The following is a 16,444-nucleotide window of genomic DNA, read 5'->3' as shown; positions in this document are numbered from 1 at the left end:
ATGACGCGGCACCAAGCGAGGAAAGCCGTGAGGCTTGAGGAGCATTGGTTTCGCTATACATTCCACGCGATTCGCTGTATCGACGCGCTTCGGCCCGAGGATTCCGGGGCAGGCGGCAGGGAGGCTGGCTTGCGATGGGGAATGAGGTGCCGTTTTTTAGGGACTTCACGGGCATGGCCAAGGCCATCCCCCATCAGGAAAAGACATGATTGATCAAGTGATTGCCGCGCCTTTGGCTGCGGCTTTGACGGCTAAGGGCTATGAAACCTTGACCGCCGTGCAGACCGCGATGCTGCAACCGGATGCGCAGGGCCGTGATGTGCTGGTCTCGGCGCAAACCGGTTCGGGCAAGACCGTCGCCTTCGGGATCGCGATTGCGGATCAGATTCTGGGCGGCATGGACAAGCTTTTGTATGCCGATAATCCGCTGGCCCTGGTGATCGCACCGACCCGCGAATTGGCGCTGCAAGTGGCGCGCGAGTTGGAATGGCTTTACGCTTCGGCGGGCGCTGTGATTGCCACCTGCGTGGGTGGAATGGATTACCGCACCGAAAAGCGCGTGCTGGATCGCGGCGCGCATATCGTGGTCGGCACGCCGGGCCGCTTGCGCGACCATATCGACCGCAAGTCGCTGAACCTGTCGGGCCTGCGCGCCGCCGTGCTGGATGAAGCCGATGAGATGCTCGATCTCGGCTTCCGCGAGGATCTGGAATATATCCTTGCAGCTGCACCGGAAGATCGCCGCACGTTGATGTTCTCGGCCACCGTGCCGAAAGAGATCGCCAAGCTGGCGGAAGACTTTCAGGTCAATGCCTTGCGGATTGCCGCGCAGGGTGAGGCCAAGCAGCACGTCGATATCGAATACCGCGCGCTGTCGGTGGCGGTGCGCGACCGCGAACATGCGATTTTCAACATGCTGCGGTTCTATGAGGCCAAGGCTGCGATCGTGTTTTGCAAGACCCGCGTGAACGTCAATCATCTGATGGCGCGGATGGGCAATCGTGGCTTCAAAGTGGTGGCTTTGTCGGGCGAGTTGAGCCAGCAAGAGCGCACCAACGCTTTGACCGCTTTGCGCAATGGTCGCGCGAATGTCTGTATCGCGACCGATGTGGCCGCGCGCGGTATCGACTTGCCGGGGCTGGAACTGGTCATTCACGCTGATTTGCCGTCGAATTCTGAAACGCTGCTGCACCGTTCGGGGCGGACCGGGCGCGCTGGATCGAAGGGCGTCTCAGCCCTGATCGTGGCCCCGTCAGAGTTCAAGAAAGCCCAGCGTTTGTTGCAGGGCGCGAAGGTTGTGGCGGAATGGGGTTCGGCCCCATCTGCGGACGACGTGCAGCAAAAAGACGATATGCGGATCTTTGAAAACCCGGTGTTTGGTCAGAACCTGACCGATGAGATGGGCATGGCGATGCAGTTGATTGAACGCTTTGGTCCCGAACAGATCGCGGCGGCTTACGTTCAGGCATGGCGGTCGGGCCGTTCGGCTCCGGAAGTTCTGTCGGATCAGACCGGCCCGGTGCGCGAAGCCCGCGAAGCAGCGCCGCCGCGCGAACGCAGCGAATTTGGTGCCTCGGTTTGGTATACGTTGTCGGTTGGTCGCGCTGGCCGTGCCGAAGCGCGTTGGCTGTTGCCGAAAATCTGTGACGCAGGGTCGATCACCAAGGATGGCATTGGGGCGATCCGCGTGCAGGAAGACATCACCTATGTGCAAATCGCTGAAGCTTTGGCCAGCCGGTTTGGTTTGACGCTGGAGCTGGAAAACGGCGTTGTCATGGAGCGGATGGAAGGCGAGCCTTCGATGGATCGCCCGGAACGCAGCCCACGCGCGCCTGGGCGGGATCGGGCAGAGCGCCCGGCGCGTGCCGAACGGGCTGAGCGTTCGGAAAAACCAGCCTACGAGAAGCGTGAGAAGGCACCCTATGTGCCGAAGCCTTCACGTTTGGTCGAGGAAGCGGCGGCGGATGGTTATGATCCGATCAAGGGGTCTGAGGCTGCTCCGGCAGAAGCGCCGCGTCCGCGCGCGCCGAAGCCCTATGCCAAGCGCGAAGATAGCGATGCCAAGCCTTATGCGGCGCGTGAAGCCAAGCCTTACGCCCCGCGCGCTGAAGGTGCGAAACCTTATGCACCGCGTGGTGACAAACCCGCCTATGCGCCGCGCGCCGATGGTGAGCGCAAGCCGAACGCGCCGCGTGCCGAGGGTGCGAAACCCTACGCCAAGCGTGAAGATGGCGACCGCAAGCCCTACGCGCCCCGCGGCGACAAGCCCGCCTATGCCCCGCGTGCGGATAGTGAACGCAAGCCTTACGCGCCGCGTGCTGAGGGGGCTAAGCCTTATGCCAAGCGTGAAGATGGTGATCGCAAGCCCTATGCGCCGCGTGCGGAAGGCGCAAAACCTTATGCGCCGCGCGGAGACAAGCCCGCTTATGCGCCGAAATCGGCTGGGTTTAAGTCGCATGGTGGGGCGGATGGCAAACCGGGTAAAGCCTTTGGTTCCAAATCGCATGGGTCAGAAGGCAAGTCGTTTGGCAAGCCCGCTTTCGCCAAGCCTGCGGGGCCGAAACTGGATGCCAAGGATACTTCGAAGCGGTTCGTGCCGCCGAAGAAAAAGTAATCTGGACGTCGGTTCATATAATTGCGAATGATGATTCACATAGGGCTGCCTTCGGGCGGCCCTATTGTTTTACCAGCGGCATCAAGTCGTTGTGCAGCGCCGGATTGCAGGCGAAAGTGCCCGCCGATTGCGCGCCGGGGGCGTTGAAGCGCAGCGGTTGGCCGTATTTGTCGCTGACAGTCGCGCCCGCCCGCGCGGCAATCAGACTGCCTGCGGCGATGTCCCATTCCCACGCATCCATGAAGGTGATCATACCGTCAAAGCTGCCATCTGCCACCAAGCACAACCGATAGGCCAGCGAAGCGCGGAAGCTGCGCTGGAACTCGGGCGGCGTCGTGCGCCAGTGCTCGGGGTCTAGAGAGTGCTTTGAAGTGAGGATGTTAGGCGCATCTGTCAGTGACTTCTGGCTGCATAGAATGGGTTGGCCGTCGCGCAGCGCAGGGCCTTCTTTGGTCGCGGTGTAGAGCCTGTCCAGCGCGGGCAGATAGACCACAGCGGCGGTGATCTCGCCGTTACGGGCGACGGCGAGCGAGTGCGAGAAGTGCTTCTCTCCGGCGATAAATGCTCGGGTGCCGTCGATCGGATCAATTAGGAACTGATATTCGGTATCAAGTCGTGCGGTATCATCCGGGGTTTCTTCCGACAGCCAGCCATAGTGCGGGCGGGCACGGCGCAGGATGCCCATGATCAGGTCATTGCAGGCCAGATCGGCCTCGGTCACTGGGCTGGCATCGGCTTTGTCCCAAGCTTTCGGTGCGTTTTTCCAGTAGCGCAGCGCGACTTCGCCTGCGGCGCGGGCAGCCTCGGTCAGCAGGGCGAGATCACGCGCTGGCACGTTTACGCTCCGGCAAGGATCATGCCTTCAACAAGCAGGCTGGGGACGCGGGTGGACAGATGCGCGCGGACGTCGTTGGCGGGGATGATGCGTTTGAGCATATCGCGCAGGTTTCCGGCGATGGTGCATTCGTTGACCGGATACAGGATTTCGCCGTTTTCCACCCAGAAGCCGGAGGCTCCGCGGGAATAGTCGCCGGTGGTGGGGTTGATGGTGGAGCCGATCATTGAAGTGATCAGCAGACCGGTGCCCATATCGCGGATCAGGTCGGCGCGGGAAGCTTCGCCTTGGGTGAGATCTAGGTTGGAGCTGGAGGGGGTGGGCGGCGCGGATGTGCCGCGCGCGGCGTTTCCGGTGCTTGCAAGCCCGAGTTGGCGGGCGGTGGCGAGGTCTAGGGTCCAGCCCAGCAGGATGCCGTTTTCGACCACCATCCGGCGGTTGGAGGGCAGGCCTTCACCGTCGAACGGGCGCGATCCGCCGATACGGGGGCGGAGTGGGTCTTCGATCAGCGAAAGATGTGCGGGTAGGACTTGGGTGCCTAAACCGTTGAGCAGCCAAGACGATCCGCGGGCTATGGCGGCGCCGTTGATGGCAGAGGTCAGGTGGCCGATCAGCGAGGAGGCGACGCGTTCGTCGAAGATCACCGGGTAGGTGCCGGTTTTCGGCTTTGTCGCGCCTGCGCGGGCGAGGGCGCGCTCTGACGCCAAAGTGCCGATGCTGATGGCGGAGGGCATGTCGGCGGCGAAGATGCGGCCTTCGCCTGCGTAGTCACGCTCCATCGCGGTGCCGGAGCCAGTGAAGGCGACGGCGGAGACGGAGTGCGATGAGCGTTCATAGCCGCCTGCGAAACCGTTGGAGGCGGCAAGGTGGACTTGGCGGCGACCGTATCCGGCAGAGGCTTCAACTTGGGTGATGCCGGGGGTTGCCATTGAGGCTGCTTCGGCTTCGCGGGCGAGGGACTCCAAGTGGGCTGCAGAGGGTTCTGGCGCGTCTTCCACCAGTTGCAGCGCGGCGAGATCCCAGTGTTTGGCGATTTGATCGGGCGCGGCGAGGCCCGCGTAGGGGTCATTTGGGGCTTCGCGGGCCATTGCTACGGCGCGTTCGGCCAGCCGCGCAAGGGTGGCGGGGGAGGTGTCGGATGCCGATACACAGGCCTGGCGGCCCCCGATCAACACGCGAAGGCCGATCTCGATGGCTTCGGAGCGTTCGGCTTGTTCTAAAGCCCCGGCGCGGATGTCGATGGATTGCGAGGTGCCGGAGAGCGCCATCGCGTCGGCGGCTTCTGCTCCGGCCTGTTTGGCGGCGTGGAGGAGGGCTTCAGTCAGCGAGGCAAGACGGGACATGCGGCATCCTTAAGGGATTTGACTTCGTTGCGGCTCAAAGTCATGCTTTCTGCACAGAGTTCAAGACGTAAGGCCGTTTTAGGCCATCAAGTTTTTTTCATATAGGGATTTCACAATGCCGTGGACGGTTGTGGTGGACGGCCAAGGCCAGCGCTGGGGCGTCAATAAAGAGGGCGTTTATTTGATGCTGCGCGCGGCGTTGCGGGCGGAAAAGATCAAGGCGCGCTCGCAGATCACCTCGGTGGAGAACGGCTTTCTGCTGCCGACGACCTATCTGTTTGAAACCGATTGGAATGGGCTGCGGGCGGATGTCGATCAGGAAACCAACACGTTTTATCTGGATGCGGCGGAGCGGTTGTCGCGCGATCCGGGCGGGATGCGGTCGAACCTGCTTGGGATGATCGGGCGCGGGCGCAGTGATTTTAGCGCGGTAGAGGCGATGCGCAGGCGCGCGACGCGGCAATCCTCGGAAAGCATTTCCAACAATGTCGAGGGCTGGGAGACAGCCTTGGCGGTGGCACAGTTCACCCGCGATACTTCGGCGACGATTCTGGTGGTGGGGGCGGGGCTTTTGTCGGGGGGGGGCGGCGTTTGGCGTGCTGGGGGCGGGGTCGGTGTTGCGGGGGACGGCGACCTATCAGGATACCGGCAATGTCGGGGCGGCGGTGATCAATGGGTCGGGGACGTTTATCGTGGGCATGGTGGGGATTGCGGGCGGCAATCCGGCGTTGATGCGGTCTGAGCAGATCCAGTTGATGTTTGTTGGATCAGGCCTGCAAGGTGGGGTGCAGGGCGCGCAATCATTGGTCGAGGGCAAGACGCCGAAGCAGGCGTTGCAGCAGGCTGCGGTCTCGGCGGGGTTCAATCTGCTGGGCAGTGCGGTGGGCGGGCGGATTGAGAACATGAGCTTCACCACCCGGCTGGTGGTGGGCGGGGTGATCGACACCACGGGCAACGCGCTGACATCGGCGACGGTGCCAACCCCCGCGCCGCAAGCGATTGCGCGGCCTGCGGTGACGGGCAATCTGGATTATGCGGGCATCCCGTTCGATCCGGCGGCGGATGATTTGTATCTGTCGCAGAATTGTTTGCGACGGTTGTAGGGGGTGGTCCCAACTCGGGACCAAAAAAGGTTGTGTTATATCAGTGTGTTGTGGTGGTGCATTTAAGGATTTGTTAATCTTTTGGGGTGTTCTGCTCAATTTCTGGGGTCTTGCCAGATTTGGCAGCAGACAAATCTGGCCGCGCCTGCCTGCCCATGGCAGGCGCGTTGCCGCGCCAGCCAGTCAGGCGCGGCCAGATTGGCAGGCGATGGTTTGTGGGACCCGACCCCTTGCTCAACGCCTTGCGGCTTATGAGCAATGAACCGGAAAACTCTGCCCCGCAGAGTTTTCTTTCGGTTCAAAGAAAAAGCCGCCCGAGAGGGGCGGCTTTAGCGTTTTCGGTATTCTTGGCTTACTGCAGCTTCTGGCCGTTGGCGTAAAAGCCTTTGTCCTTGAACTCCAGCGTCGAGGTCATCTCGTCTTTGTCCGCCGCCGAATTGGCGAACATCGACACCATCATCTTGAAGCCCATCGCCTGATCTTGCGGCAGAAGCCCCATCGCCACCAGCTTATCCAGCAGGGTGTTGCCGCCGGTCAGCTTCAAATCCATCTTGCCGGTCGGCAAAGGCACGCCGGGAAAGGTGGTTTTGTCGGTGTTGTCAAAGGTGAATGCACCCGCGCCCGTCAGCTCGGCACCCGCCACCGAGGCTTTCAGTTCGGTCACATCCAGCGCGTTCAGATCACCGGGAGGGGCGTCGCCCAACGCGGCCATCGCGGCCTCGTCGAACAGATCGGTTGTCATGGTCACTTTGCCTTTGGTGTCGATGATCACCGTGGCCGGATCGTGCGGCAGGCTGCCTGCTGGGTCGAACATGCCCCAGACCTCATCCGAAACTGTGAAGCCCACCAACTTGGTCAGCATCGCGAAATCGGCAGGGGCGTCGGTTTTGCCCACTGGCATCAACAGGTTGAACGCGGCTTCCTTGTAGCCGAGTTTCAGCTCGGGGAACGGGATATCGGCGCTGGCAATCGTCAGGTTCAGCGCCTTGCCGCCCGCGCCGAATTGCAGATGGGTGGCATCCATCGCCACCGACATGTCACCGCCTTCGGAGGCTCCGGTGATTTTGGTCGGTTTGCCGTCTTCGGTGACGGCCAGATCGACAGTCATCGCGCCATGGCTGAAATTGCCGTTGACCGCAAAGCCGCTTTGCAGCGCTTTGGCCATATCGACCATCTCTGCCGCGCCAAGGAAGTTGCCGTTGGTATTGCCCGCGACATCGGCGATGGTGGCACTAAAAGTCGCATCCGATTTCGCGGCGGCATCTTTGCCGGAACCGCTGATCTTGACACTTTTCGCGGCGAAATCCGAGGTGATCTTCTTAGCCTCGCCATCGCCTTCGACCAGATACTTGCCGGACAAATCGGTCAAAGCGACCTCGAAGCTGCCCTGTGCGGCGGCGGCGGTATCGCCCGGCTCAAATTTGGCGGTGACGCTGGGGCCTTCGAACTCGTAGCTGAGCGCATCAACCGTGCCGCTGGCGGTCACCACCATCTCGGGCTGAGTCACGGTGATCTTCAGATCGCTTGGCATATCGCCTTCAATCTCGGCGGACGCCGGAATTTTCAGCGCCATCTGATAGCTGTCCGAACTGGTCACATCGACGCTGCCATCACCGTTGTCAGCAAAATCAATCTGGTCAATCGCGCTGGTGAACGAGGTGCCGTCTTTCTCGTAGCTGATCGTCACGCCCGAGACGACCAGAGTGTCGCCATCGCGCTCGGCGCTGGTCGAGGTAACGGTCTGGCCCGCCGAGGTGCTCATGTCCTGCCAGTTTTGCCAAACTTCTTCGGGGGTTACATCGGCGAATGCGCCGGTTCCGGTCAAAAGCGCCAATACGGCGGTGCTGCTTGCGAGTTTCCAGTGTTTCATAATGAAGCCTTTCCGTTGGAAATACTGCCAATAAGCATCCGTCTAAGTGCTGGCAGGGTCAAGGCTTTCCGTAAGCGGCAGTTTTGGCTAAACGGAATTGTCATGTGGGCGTGAAGGAGGCTGTGATGCAGGGTAGGGTTGTGGTGATCACGGGGGCGAGCCGGGGTATAGGGGCAGCGGCGGCGCGGGCGTTCGCGGGCGCGGGGGCCTCGGTGGCACTGCTCGCGCGGTCAGAGGCCGAGATCACCGCTTTGGCCGCCGAGATCGGCCCGCAGGCGATGGCGCGGCGCTGCGATGTGGCGGATGCGGGCGATGTGGCAGCGGCTTTGGCGGCGGTGGTGGCGCGCTTTGGGCGGCTGGATGTGCTGATGAACAACGCGGGCGTGATCGAGCCGATTGCCCGGCTGGCGGATGCTGGGGTTGAGGCGTTCTCGGATGCGATTGATATCAACCTGAAAGGCGTGTTCCACGGCATGCGCGCGGCTTTGCCGTTGATGAAGGCGCAGGGCGCGGGGACAATTATTACCGTTTCGTCCGGCGCTGCGGTGAACCCGATGGAGGGCTGGGGTGGCTATTGTGCCAGCAAGGCGGCCGCGTTGATGCTGACACGGGTGGCGCATCTGGAGGAAGCCACACATGGTATTCGGGTGCTGGGGATGTCACCGGGGACGGTTGCGACCGAGATGCAGGTGAAGATCAAGGCGAGCGGCGTCAATCCTGTCAGCCAGTTGGATTTCGCGGTGCATATCCCGGCGGATTGGCCAGCTAAGTGTCTGGTCTGGATGTGTGGGCCAGGGGCGGATGCCTATTTGGGCCGCGATGTGTCTTTGCGCGATGAGGCTGTGCGCCGCGCGGTCGGATTGATCGCATGATTGGCGTGGTGCGTGAGGGCGGGTTGCTGGTGCTGACCCTGCAGCGGCCAGAGAAGGCCAATGCGCTCAGCCGCGCGATGCTTGTGGATCTGCTGGCAGCACTCGATGATCCGCCGCAGGTGCTGATCTTGACGGGGGAGGCCCGTGTGTTCTCGGCTGGCGCTGATCTGGACGAGGCCAAGGCTGGCCTTGCCACCGATCCGATTTGGGATGTGCTGTCAAACCGCATCGTCAGCCTGCCGGGGCTGACGATTGCCGCGCTGAATGGCACTCTGGCCGGGGGGGCGATGGGCATGACTTTGGCCTGCGATCTGCGGCTTGGTGTGCCGGGGGCGACATTTTTCTATCCGGTGATGCGCTTGGGCTATCTGCCGCAACCCGCCGACCCCGCGCGGCTGGTGGCGCTGATCGGCCCCGCGCGGGCGAAGATGATCCTGATGGCGGGCGCGAAGATTGCGGCAGAGGAGGCGCTGGCTTGGGGCTTGATCGACCGCATTGTCGCCCCCGCTGATCTGCTGCCCACCGCCCGCGCCTTGGCCGCCGATGTGCTGGCGGCCATTCCCGGCCATGCGGCAGCGATCAAACGGCTGATGGCGCAGGCGGAATTCGCGCGAATTCCGTGACGATTTCTGCGCAGAAATCGTCTGTACAGCAGGTCGCTGCGGAGCAGGTCGCGGCGGAATGGCTACACATCAATGCTACGTTCAGGCAGGCTTGTTTTACCCAAGTTTCTTTGACACTGCAGGGGCAATAAAGCGGGGGCCTTGGGATGGAAAAGCAGTCGGAATTCGTCACCAGGCTGATGGGCTGGCTTAATCAGGCAAGCGAGGTCGCCCAAGGCTGGCTGCTGTCGCCCGCGGCATGGTCGCAGTTTGCGCTGTTGGCGTTGGCGGTGTTCGCGGCGGTCTATGCCGCGCGCCGTATCGCGCCGTTGGCCCGGCGGATGCTGAACCCCGGTGACAAAGACACAGCGGTCGCCACCACCCTGCGCTTTGCTCTGCGGTTTTTGCCGCTGCTGATGCCTTTGCTGGCTTATGGCTTTACGGCGGCGGGTGAGGAAGTCACCCGCTCGCTGTTCGGTTCGGGCGATGTGATCGCGCTCGGCAAACGGGTGTTTTTCTTTCTGGCGGCGCGGTTGTTCGTGCAACAGGTGCTGCGCGATCCGTTCCTGAAACTGCTGGGCAAATATGTGCTGGTGCCCGTCACGGCGCTTTATGCGGTGGGTCTGCTGGATGATATCGCGCTGCGCTTGGAAGAAACCATCATCGCGTTGGGCAATATCCGGTTTTCGGTGATGGCGCTGATCCGGGGTCTGATTGCGGGTGGGTTGTTGTTCTGGCTGGGGTCGTGGTCGAACCGCCAATCCGCCGATTACATCAAAAAGCAGGAGGAACTGCGACCCGCCACCCGCGAATTGGCGGTGAAGGCGACGGAAGTTGCGATTTTCGGCGCCGCCTTCCTGCTGCTGATGAGCATCATGGGGATTGATCTGACCGCCGTGGCCTTGCTGGGCGGTGCGTTGGGTGTCGGCATTGGGCTGGGCCTGCAGCAGATCGCGGCGAACTTTGTCTCTGGCATCATCCTGCTGATTGAAGGCCAGACCACGGTGGGCGATTATGTTGAACTCGACGGCGGCGAGAAGGGCACCATCGTCAAGATGACGGCGCGGGCCTGTGTGTTGGAAACCTTTGACGGCAAATGGATCGTGGTGCCGAACGAGCATTTTGTCACCACGCGGGTGGTGAATTACTCGGACGCGGGCAGTGCCAACCGTTATGAGGCTTTGTTCTCGGTGGGGTATGACACCGATATCAATAAGGTGCCTGCGGTGATTGAGGCGGCTGTTGCGGCGTTGGACTTTGTCTTGCAGCAACCCGATGGCCCAGATTGCGAACTGCGGGCCTTCGGCGAAAGCAGCGTCGATTTCGCGGTGGAATATTGGGTCAATGGCGTTGATGACGGCAAGAACAAATACGGCTCAGTAGTGTTGTTCGCGATCTGGAACGCCTTGAAGGCGGCGCAGATCGAGATGCCTTACCCGCACCGTGTCGTTGAAATAAAGAATACGGAAATTAAGGGCGTGATGCCCAAGGGAATGATCTGATGGATGCTTTGGTAATCGGTGCGGGCCCTGCGGGCCTGATGGCGGCGGAAGAACTCGCGCGGGCGGGGCACAAGGTGGTGGTCTGCGAGGCCAAGCCCAGCCCGGCGCGCAAGTTTCTGATGGCTGGTAAATCGGGGTTGAACATCACCAAGGACGAGGATCGTAGCAGCTTTATCGCCGAATATCGCAGCGAATGGCTGCGCCCGATGCTGGCGGAATTTGGCCCGCGTGAGATGATCATCTGGGCGCGGGCTTTGGGGCAAGAGGTGTTTACCGGCTCCACAGGCAGGGTATTTCCGCGCTCGATGAAGGCCTCGCCCGTGCTGCGGGCTTGGTTGAAGCGGCTGGAGGGCGCGGGGGTGGAACTGCGGTCGCGCTGGCGCTGGGCTGGGTTTGATGGTGATGGCTTGGCTTTTGAGACGCCTGAGGGGGCGGAAGTGCTGCGGCCAGAGGTGACGGTTCTGGCCTTGGGTGGCGCGTCCTGGGCGCGATTGGGGTCGGATGCGGCTTGGGTGCCGTGGCTGGCGGCGAAGGGTGTGGATATTGCGCCGTGGCAGCCCGCGAATATGGGGTTTGCGGTGGATTGGACGCCGCATATGCACAAGTTTTTCGGCACCGCGATCAAAGGGGCGGCGCTTCTGGTCGGCGACGCGCGCGAGCGGGGGGAGTTTGTGATCTCGGCACGGGGGATCGAGGGCGGCGGGGTTTATGCGGTGTCTCGGGCGCTGCGCGAAGGCGCGGCCTTGCGGCTGGATTTGATGGCGGATGTGTCGGGCGATGAGATTGCCGCGCGACTTTCGCGGATGAAACCGGGGGAAACCTTGGCGAACCGTCTGCGCAAGTTGGGGCTTTCTCCTGCGGCTGTCGGGTTGGTGATGGAATTTGGCCGCGGGCTGGAGACTGTCGCCGCGGTGAAATCGCTGCCGATGAAGCTGATCGGGCCGCGGCCTTTGGATGAGGCGATTTCGGTGGCGGGTGGTGTGACGCAATCGGCGGTGACGGATGGCCTTGAGTTGAAAGCCATCCCCGGCATGTTCGTGTGTGGTGAGATGCTGGACTGGGAGGCTCCGACCGGGGGCTATTTGCTGACAGGCGTGGCCGCAACCGGGCGCTGGGCGGGTAAAGCTGCCGGAGCGCGGGCTGCGGTGTAAGGGTGGTCTTTCGGCGCGGACGATCTCATGCTAGGGGCAAGGGATGAACACCTTGCCCACAAAAGACCAGATCCGTCAGTGGATCACCGAGAACCCCGGCCTGACCGGAAAGCGCGATCTTGCCAAGGCGTTTGGCATCAAAGGCGATGCGCGGATTGATCTGAAGCGGATGCTGAAAGAGCTTGAGGCCGAGGGCGGCATCGAGAAAAAGGCGCGCAGCTACCGCGAACCGGGTGCTCTACCGCCGGTGTCGGTGCTGCTGGTGCTGCCGCCCGACAGCAACGGCGATCTGTTTGCGCAGCCGTTGGAGGCGGACGCAGGCGATACCCCGCCGCGTATTCTGATCCTGCCGCAAAAGGGCGATGTGGCTTTGGCGGGGGGGATGAAGATCCTCGCGCGGCTGACGCCCGTGGGTGGGCAGGATTACGGCTATCAGGCGCGTTTGATCCGGGCTTTGGGCTCGAACCCGCTGAAACTGCTGGGGGTTTTCCGTTCTAATGCCGAGGGTGGGCGGATTATTCCGGTCGATAAAGGCGTCGATAAGGAGTGGAAAGTCGCGCGCGATCATACGTTTGATGCGCGGGATGGTGAGTTGGTTGAGGCGGAACAGGTCGGCCCAAAGCGGCTTGGCCTGCCGCAAGCGCGGATTACGGCGCGATTGGGCGACCCGAATGGCCCGCGCGCGGTCAGCCTGATCGCGATCCACCAGCACGGCATCCCCGATCAATTCCCCGATGCGGTGATTGCCGAGGCCGATGCGGCACAACCCGCGCCCTTGGGCAAACGCGAAGACCTGCGTGGCCTGCCGCTGCTGACCATCGACCCGATTGACGCCCGCGATCGCGACGATGCGGTTTATGCCGAGGCCGATCCCGATCCGAAAAACGGCGGCGGTTTTTACATCTGGGTTGCTATCGCCGATGTCGCCTATTATGTCCGCCCGAATTCCGCTTTGGACCGGGAAGCCCGCAAGCGCGGCAACTCGACCTATTTCCCCGACCGCGTGGTGCCGATGCTGCCGGATGTGCTGTCGGGCGATTTGTGTTCCTTGCACGAGCATGTGGATCGGGCGTGTCTGGCAGTGCAGATGCGGATCGACGCGCATGGGCAAAAGCTGAGCCACCGCTTTGTGCGCGGGCTGATGCGCTCGCAAGGCTCTCTGCATTACGGGCAGGTGCAGGATGCGATTGACGGCAACCCCGATGCGGTGACTGAACCGCTGTTACCGGTGCTGACCACGCTTTACGCCGCCTATGACGCGCTGAAAAAGGCACGGGCATTGCGCGGGCCTTTGGATCTGGAACTGCCAGAGCGCAAGATTGAACTCTCGGACGAAGGCAAGGTGATCTCGGTCGCCTTCAAGGCCCGGTTCGATGCGCATAAGCTGATCGAGGAATGTATGATCCTCGCCAATGTGTCGGCGGCTGAGGAATTGGTCGGGCTGAAACGGCCCTTGTTGTTCCGGGTGCATGAAGAACCCTCGCCGGACAAGCTGGAAAGTCTGCGTGAGGTGGCCGAGGCGTCGGGCTTTACCCTCGCAAAGGGCCAGGTGCTGAAAACCCAGCATCTCAACCGATTGCTGGCGCAGGCGCAGGGCACTGAATTTGACGAGTTGATGAATATCTCGACCCTGCGCTCGATGACGCAGGCCTATTATAACGCGGTGAATTTCGGGCATTTTGGCCTCGCGTTGCGGAATTACGCGCATTTCACCTCACCGATCCGGCGCTATTCCGATCTGATCGTGCATCGCGCCTTGATCGCGGGCCACGCTTGGGGCGATGACGGGCTGTCGGCTTGGGATGTGGAAAATCTCGATGAAACCGCGAAGCTGATTTCGGACACTGAACGCCGCTCGATGGTGGCTGAACGTGACACCAATGACCGCTACCTTGCGGCGTTTCTGTCGGAACGGGTCGGCAATGAATTTGCGGGCCGGATTTCTGGCGTGCAGCGGTTTGGGCTGTTCGTGAAGCTGGACGAAACCGGCGCGGATGGGCTGGTGCCGATCCGCTCGGTCGGGCGCGAGTATTTCCATTACGATCAGGATCGGCAGATGCTGATCGGCTCGGATAGCGGCGTGGAAATCGGCATCGGTCTGCGCGTCACGGTGCGCTTGGCAGAAGCCACACCGATGACCGGGGGGATTGTACTCGACCTTCTGAACATCGACGGCGCAACCCTGCCGACGGGGCGGGCGAAACCGGGGCGTTCGCAGCCGCGCAAGCCGGGTAAGTTCGCGGCGAAGGACACTGCGACCAAACGCAAGATCCTGCGCAAGCGGCGGTAAACCTTCCCGCCGCTTCAATAAATCGCCAAAGCGCAAGCTTTTGTGAATTGACCCGGCACGCGCGCGGGTCTACGCCCGCCCTGCAACCGTTTGCGTTGTGAAACCCAGGAACCTCAACCCCATGTCAAGTCGCAGTCGACCGCATTTGCCGTTTCGGGCCCATTCCTCGGGGGATCATGTGATCCTTTGACGGACGGCCGGAAGCGGCTGTCTGAAGGAGATCATTATGAAAACTTACCTCACCAACCGCTTTGAAATCCTGTCCGAATGGATTTCCGCCGGGCTCGGCAGCCCCTATGCCTTTATGGCGGCATTTCTCGTCGTGGCGCTTTGGGCTGTCACCGGGCCGCTGTTCGATTACTCGGATACCTGGCAGCTGATCATCAACACCGGCACCACGATTTCAACCTTTCTGATGGTGTTTTTGCTGCAAAACACCGGCAACCGCACCATTGAGGAAATGCAGGACAACCTGCGTCGGGTGGAGCGGCAGAATGCCAGCCTGATGCAGGAATTGCTGGCACTGCGGGATGATCTGCGCGCCGATGCCCGCATCGCGGCTTAATGGGTGCTTGCGCCCGCCGTGGCCGCCAGTACTCTGGCGGTCACGCAAAACAGGTGCCCCGTTGATCCGATATCTCCGCCTTGCCGTGCTGGCGCTTGCTTTGGCCGCGAGCGGTGCCGCTGCGCAGGATATGACGGAGGAGTCTTTGGATGCAGTGCCAAGTGCAGGGGCAACCGACGTGATCGAGAATGGTTCGGAGGCCGGATTGCAGGCATGGATTGCCGGGTTTCGGGGCCGCGCACTGGCGGCGGGGATTTCTGCGGCGACGTTTGATCAGGCGATGGCCGGGGTGCATTTTCTGCCAGCGGTGATCGAGCGCGACCGCAAGCAGGATGAGTTCACCAAGACAATCTGGGATTATCTCGACAAAGCGGTGTCGGAAGATCGCATTGTGGCGGGGCAGAAGGCTTTGAAGGCGCATGGCCCGCTACTGGATCAGATCGAAGCCCGCTATGGCGTTGACAAGCATGTGGTTCTGGCGATCTGGGGCTTGGAATCTGCTTATGGTTTGGTGCGCGGTGACATCGACACGCCCAGTGCTTTGGCGACGCTTGCCTATGACACAAGGCGCGGGGCGTTCTTTGAGGGTGAGTTGATTGCCGCCCTGCAAATCTTGCAATCCGGCGTGGTCAAACCCGCCGCAATGCTCGGGTCTTGGGCCGGGGCGATGGGGCATACCCAGTTCATGCCTTCATCCTATCTGAAACTGGCGGTAAAGTTTGGCGGCACTGGCAAGCCCGATGTCTGGAGCGATGATCCAAGCGATGCCTTGGCCTCGACCGCCGCTTACCTCGCCAACGCAGGCTGGAAAGCGGGCGAACGCTGGGGCGATGAAGTGCATTTGCCCGCAGGCTTTGACTACAGCTTGGCCGGGGATCGCACGCAAAAACCGCTAAGCACCTGGGCTGAGATGGGCGTGACGCGGCCCGATGCAACGCGCCTGCCTGCGACAGGCTGGGCCTCGCTGCTGTTGCCCGCAGGCGCGCGTGGTCCGGCGTTTCTGGTCTACGACAATTTTGCCGCGATTGAGGCCTATAACAAAGCCGATGCTTATGTGATTGCCGTCGGCCATCTTGCTGACCGCATCGCAGGCGGCGCGCCGTTCAAAGCCACATGGCCCCGCGATCTGCGCGCCCTTACGCTGGAGGAGCGTCGCGAAATGCAATCGCTGCTGCTGACCGCAGGCGTCTATGCCGGCACCGCCGATGGCAAAATCGGGCCGCTGACAGTCGCGGCGGTAAAAGCCTTCCAACGCGGGCATGGGCTGGTGCCGGATGGCTATCCGAGCCTTGAGATCCTGCAAGCCCTGCGGTGATCTGAGCCGGGGTGCCGCCTCGGGGGGCATCGAGCCCCCACTCGGCGGCGCTGCCGCGGGAGGGCTGGGATGCCGAGCGCCGCGGGCAGGTCGCAGTTGAGTATTTTCAAAAGAGCAATCCAAAGATCGCGCCCCGGCCACGCGGCACCGGTCCGATCCGCTGGAAGCTATGCAGGCGGGCCGGGGCGACTTGCTCTTTACGGTCATCGGGACTCCTCCCTGTACCGTGGATGTAGTCTCGCGCGTTTGGGTTAACGCTTTGCTAGAGCAAGTCGCCGTTCATATGATTCAGGCTTCCCATCTTGGACGGTTTCTGATTCCCTGATCTTTCCAGATATAGGGGATCGAGATGGGCAAATCACATCCTATGGAGCTTCGCAGC

12 protein-coding genes are annotated in these 16,444 nt (G+C 61.8%); 9 read left to right on the top strand and 3 right to left on the bottom strand.

Annotation, left to right across the window (positions count from 1 at the left end; all coding sequences use genetic code 11):
- The first annotated feature begins 205 nt into the window (after positions 1–205).
- The gene (locus ACP7AP_RS11035; RefSeq protein ID WP_426034257.1) at positions 206–2,614 is read left to right on the top strand and encodes a DEAD/DEAH box helicase; all 2,409 of its coding nucleotides are present in this window, start codon (positions 206–208) and stop codon (positions 2,612–2,614) included.
- Positions 2,615–2,675: 61 nt separating this feature from the next.
- On the opposite strand, the gene ACP7AP_RS11030 is transcribed toward ACP7AP_RS11035, so the two are convergent.
- Together ACP7AP_RS11030 and ACP7AP_RS11025 are read right to left on the bottom strand one after the other, a co-directional pair.
- The gene (locus ACP7AP_RS11030) at positions 2,676–3,449 is read right to left on the bottom strand and encodes a 3'(2'),5'-bisphosphate nucleotidase CysQ (protein ID WP_426034256.1); all 774 of its coding nucleotides are present in this window, start codon (positions 3,447–3,449) and stop codon (positions 2,676–2,678) included.
- Positions 3,450–3,451: 2 nt separating this feature from the next.
- Positions 3,452–4,792, bottom strand: a complete 1,341-nt coding sequence (locus tag ACP7AP_RS11025) for a TldD/PmbA family protein (RefSeq protein WP_426034255.1) — start codon at positions 4,790–4,792, stop codon at positions 3,452–3,454.
- A 115-nt stretch (positions 4,793–4,907) separates the two neighbouring features.
- On the opposite strand from ACP7AP_RS11025, the gene ACP7AP_RS11020 reads away from it, so the two are divergent.
- Positions 4,908–5,534: a hypothetical protein gene (locus tag ACP7AP_RS11020; RefSeq protein WP_426034254.1), complete on the top strand. Its 627-nt coding sequence runs from the start codon at positions 4,908–4,910 to the stop codon at positions 5,532–5,534.
- Positions 5,535–6,247: 713 nt separating this feature from the next.
- On the opposite strand, the gene ACP7AP_RS11015 is transcribed toward ACP7AP_RS11020, so the two are convergent.
- The gene (locus ACP7AP_RS11015) at positions 6,248–7,765 is read right to left on the bottom strand and encodes a DUF2125 domain-containing protein (RefSeq protein ID WP_426034253.1); all 1,518 of its coding nucleotides are present in this window, start codon (positions 7,763–7,765) and stop codon (positions 6,248–6,250) included.
- A 125-nt stretch (positions 7,766–7,890) separates the two neighbouring features.
- Here ACP7AP_RS11015 and ACP7AP_RS11010 point away from each other — a divergent pair, with 125 nt between their 5' ends.
- The 7 genes from ACP7AP_RS11010 to ACP7AP_RS10980 all read left to right on the top strand — a co-directional run bounded on the left by ACP7AP_RS11010 (position 7,891) and on the right by ACP7AP_RS10980 (position 16,062).
- Complete coding sequence (locus ACP7AP_RS11010) at positions 7,891–8,637, top strand: SDR family oxidoreductase (RefSeq protein WP_426034252.1); 747 nt, start codon at positions 7,891–7,893, stop codon at positions 8,635–8,637.
- Positions 8,634–9,260: an enoyl-CoA hydratase/isomerase family protein gene (locus ACP7AP_RS11005; protein ID WP_426034251.1), complete on the top strand. Its 627-nt coding sequence runs from the start codon at positions 8,634–8,636 to the stop codon at positions 9,258–9,260. The genes ACP7AP_RS11010 and ACP7AP_RS11005 overlap by 4 nt, the downstream gene beginning before the upstream one ends.
- Before the next feature lie 146 nt (positions 9,261–9,406).
- Entirely contained in the window at positions 9,407–10,741 is a 1,335-nt protein-coding gene (locus ACP7AP_RS11000; protein WP_426034250.1) for a mechanosensitive ion channel family protein, read from the top strand.
- Entirely contained in the window at positions 10,741–11,892 is a 1,152-nt protein-coding gene (locus ACP7AP_RS10995) for a TIGR03862 family flavoprotein (protein ID WP_426034249.1), read from the top strand. Before ACP7AP_RS11000 ends, ACP7AP_RS10995 begins: the two co-directional genes overlap by 1 nt.
- 43 nt (positions 11,893–11,935) lie before the next feature.
- Positions 11,936–14,182, top strand: a complete 2,247-nt coding sequence (gene rnr, locus ACP7AP_RS10990) for a ribonuclease R (RefSeq protein WP_426034248.1) — start codon at positions 11,936–11,938, stop codon at positions 14,180–14,182.
- Between the two features lie 226 nt (positions 14,183–14,408).
- A complete protein-coding gene (locus ACP7AP_RS10985; RefSeq protein WP_426034247.1) occupies positions 14,409–14,747 on the top strand; it encodes a low affinity iron permease family protein in 339 nt (112 codons plus the stop codon).
- A gap of 61 nt (positions 14,748–14,808) precedes the next feature.
- Positions 14,809–16,062 (top strand): lytic murein transglycosylase, encoded by a 1,254-nt coding sequence (locus ACP7AP_RS10980; protein ID WP_426034246.1) that lies wholly within the window; start codon positions 14,809–14,811, stop codon positions 16,060–16,062.
- The last annotated feature ends 382 nt before the right edge of the window (positions 16,063–16,444 follow it).

Origin of the sequence: Cypionkella sp. TWP1-2-1b2 (assembly GCF_049896245.1) — a bacterium.
In the GTDB taxonomy this organism is placed as follows: domain Bacteria; phylum Pseudomonadota; class Alphaproteobacteria; order Rhodobacterales; family Rhodobacteraceae; genus Cypionkella.
This window is presented reverse-complemented; position numbering and strand designations above follow the sequence as displayed.

Coding starts and splice junctions, on each gene's coding strand:
- ACP7AP_RS11035 (WP_426034257.1), top strand. CDS start 206: ATGATTGATCAAGTGATTGCCGCGCCTTTGGCTGCGGCTTTGACGGCT.
- ACP7AP_RS11025 (WP_426034255.1), bottom strand. CDS start 4,792: ATGTCCCGTCTTGCCTCGCTGACTGAAGCCCTCCTCCACGCCGCCAAA.
- ACP7AP_RS11020 (WP_426034254.1), top strand. CDS start 4,908: ATGCCGTGGACGGTTGTGGTGGACGGCCAAGGCCAGCGCTGGGGCGTC.
- ACP7AP_RS11015 (WP_426034253.1), bottom strand. CDS start 7,765: ATGAAACACTGGAAACTCGCAAGCAGCACCGCCGTATTGGCGCTTTTG.
- ACP7AP_RS11010 (WP_426034252.1), top strand. CDS start 7,891: ATGCAGGGTAGGGTTGTGGTGATCACGGGGGCGAGCCGGGGTATAGGG.
- ACP7AP_RS11005 (WP_426034251.1), top strand. CDS start 8,634: ATGATTGGCGTGGTGCGTGAGGGCGGGTTGCTGGTGCTGACCCTGCAG.
- ACP7AP_RS11000 (WP_426034250.1), top strand. CDS start 9,407: ATGGAAAAGCAGTCGGAATTCGTCACCAGGCTGATGGGCTGGCTTAAT.
- ACP7AP_RS10995 (WP_426034249.1), top strand. CDS start 10,741: ATGGATGCTTTGGTAATCGGTGCGGGCCCTGCGGGCCTGATGGCGGCG.
- rnr (WP_426034248.1), top strand. CDS start 11,936: ATGAACACCTTGCCCACAAAAGACCAGATCCGTCAGTGGATCACCGAG.
- ACP7AP_RS10985 (WP_426034247.1), top strand. CDS start 14,409: ATGAAAACTTACCTCACCAACCGCTTTGAAATCCTGTCCGAATGGATT.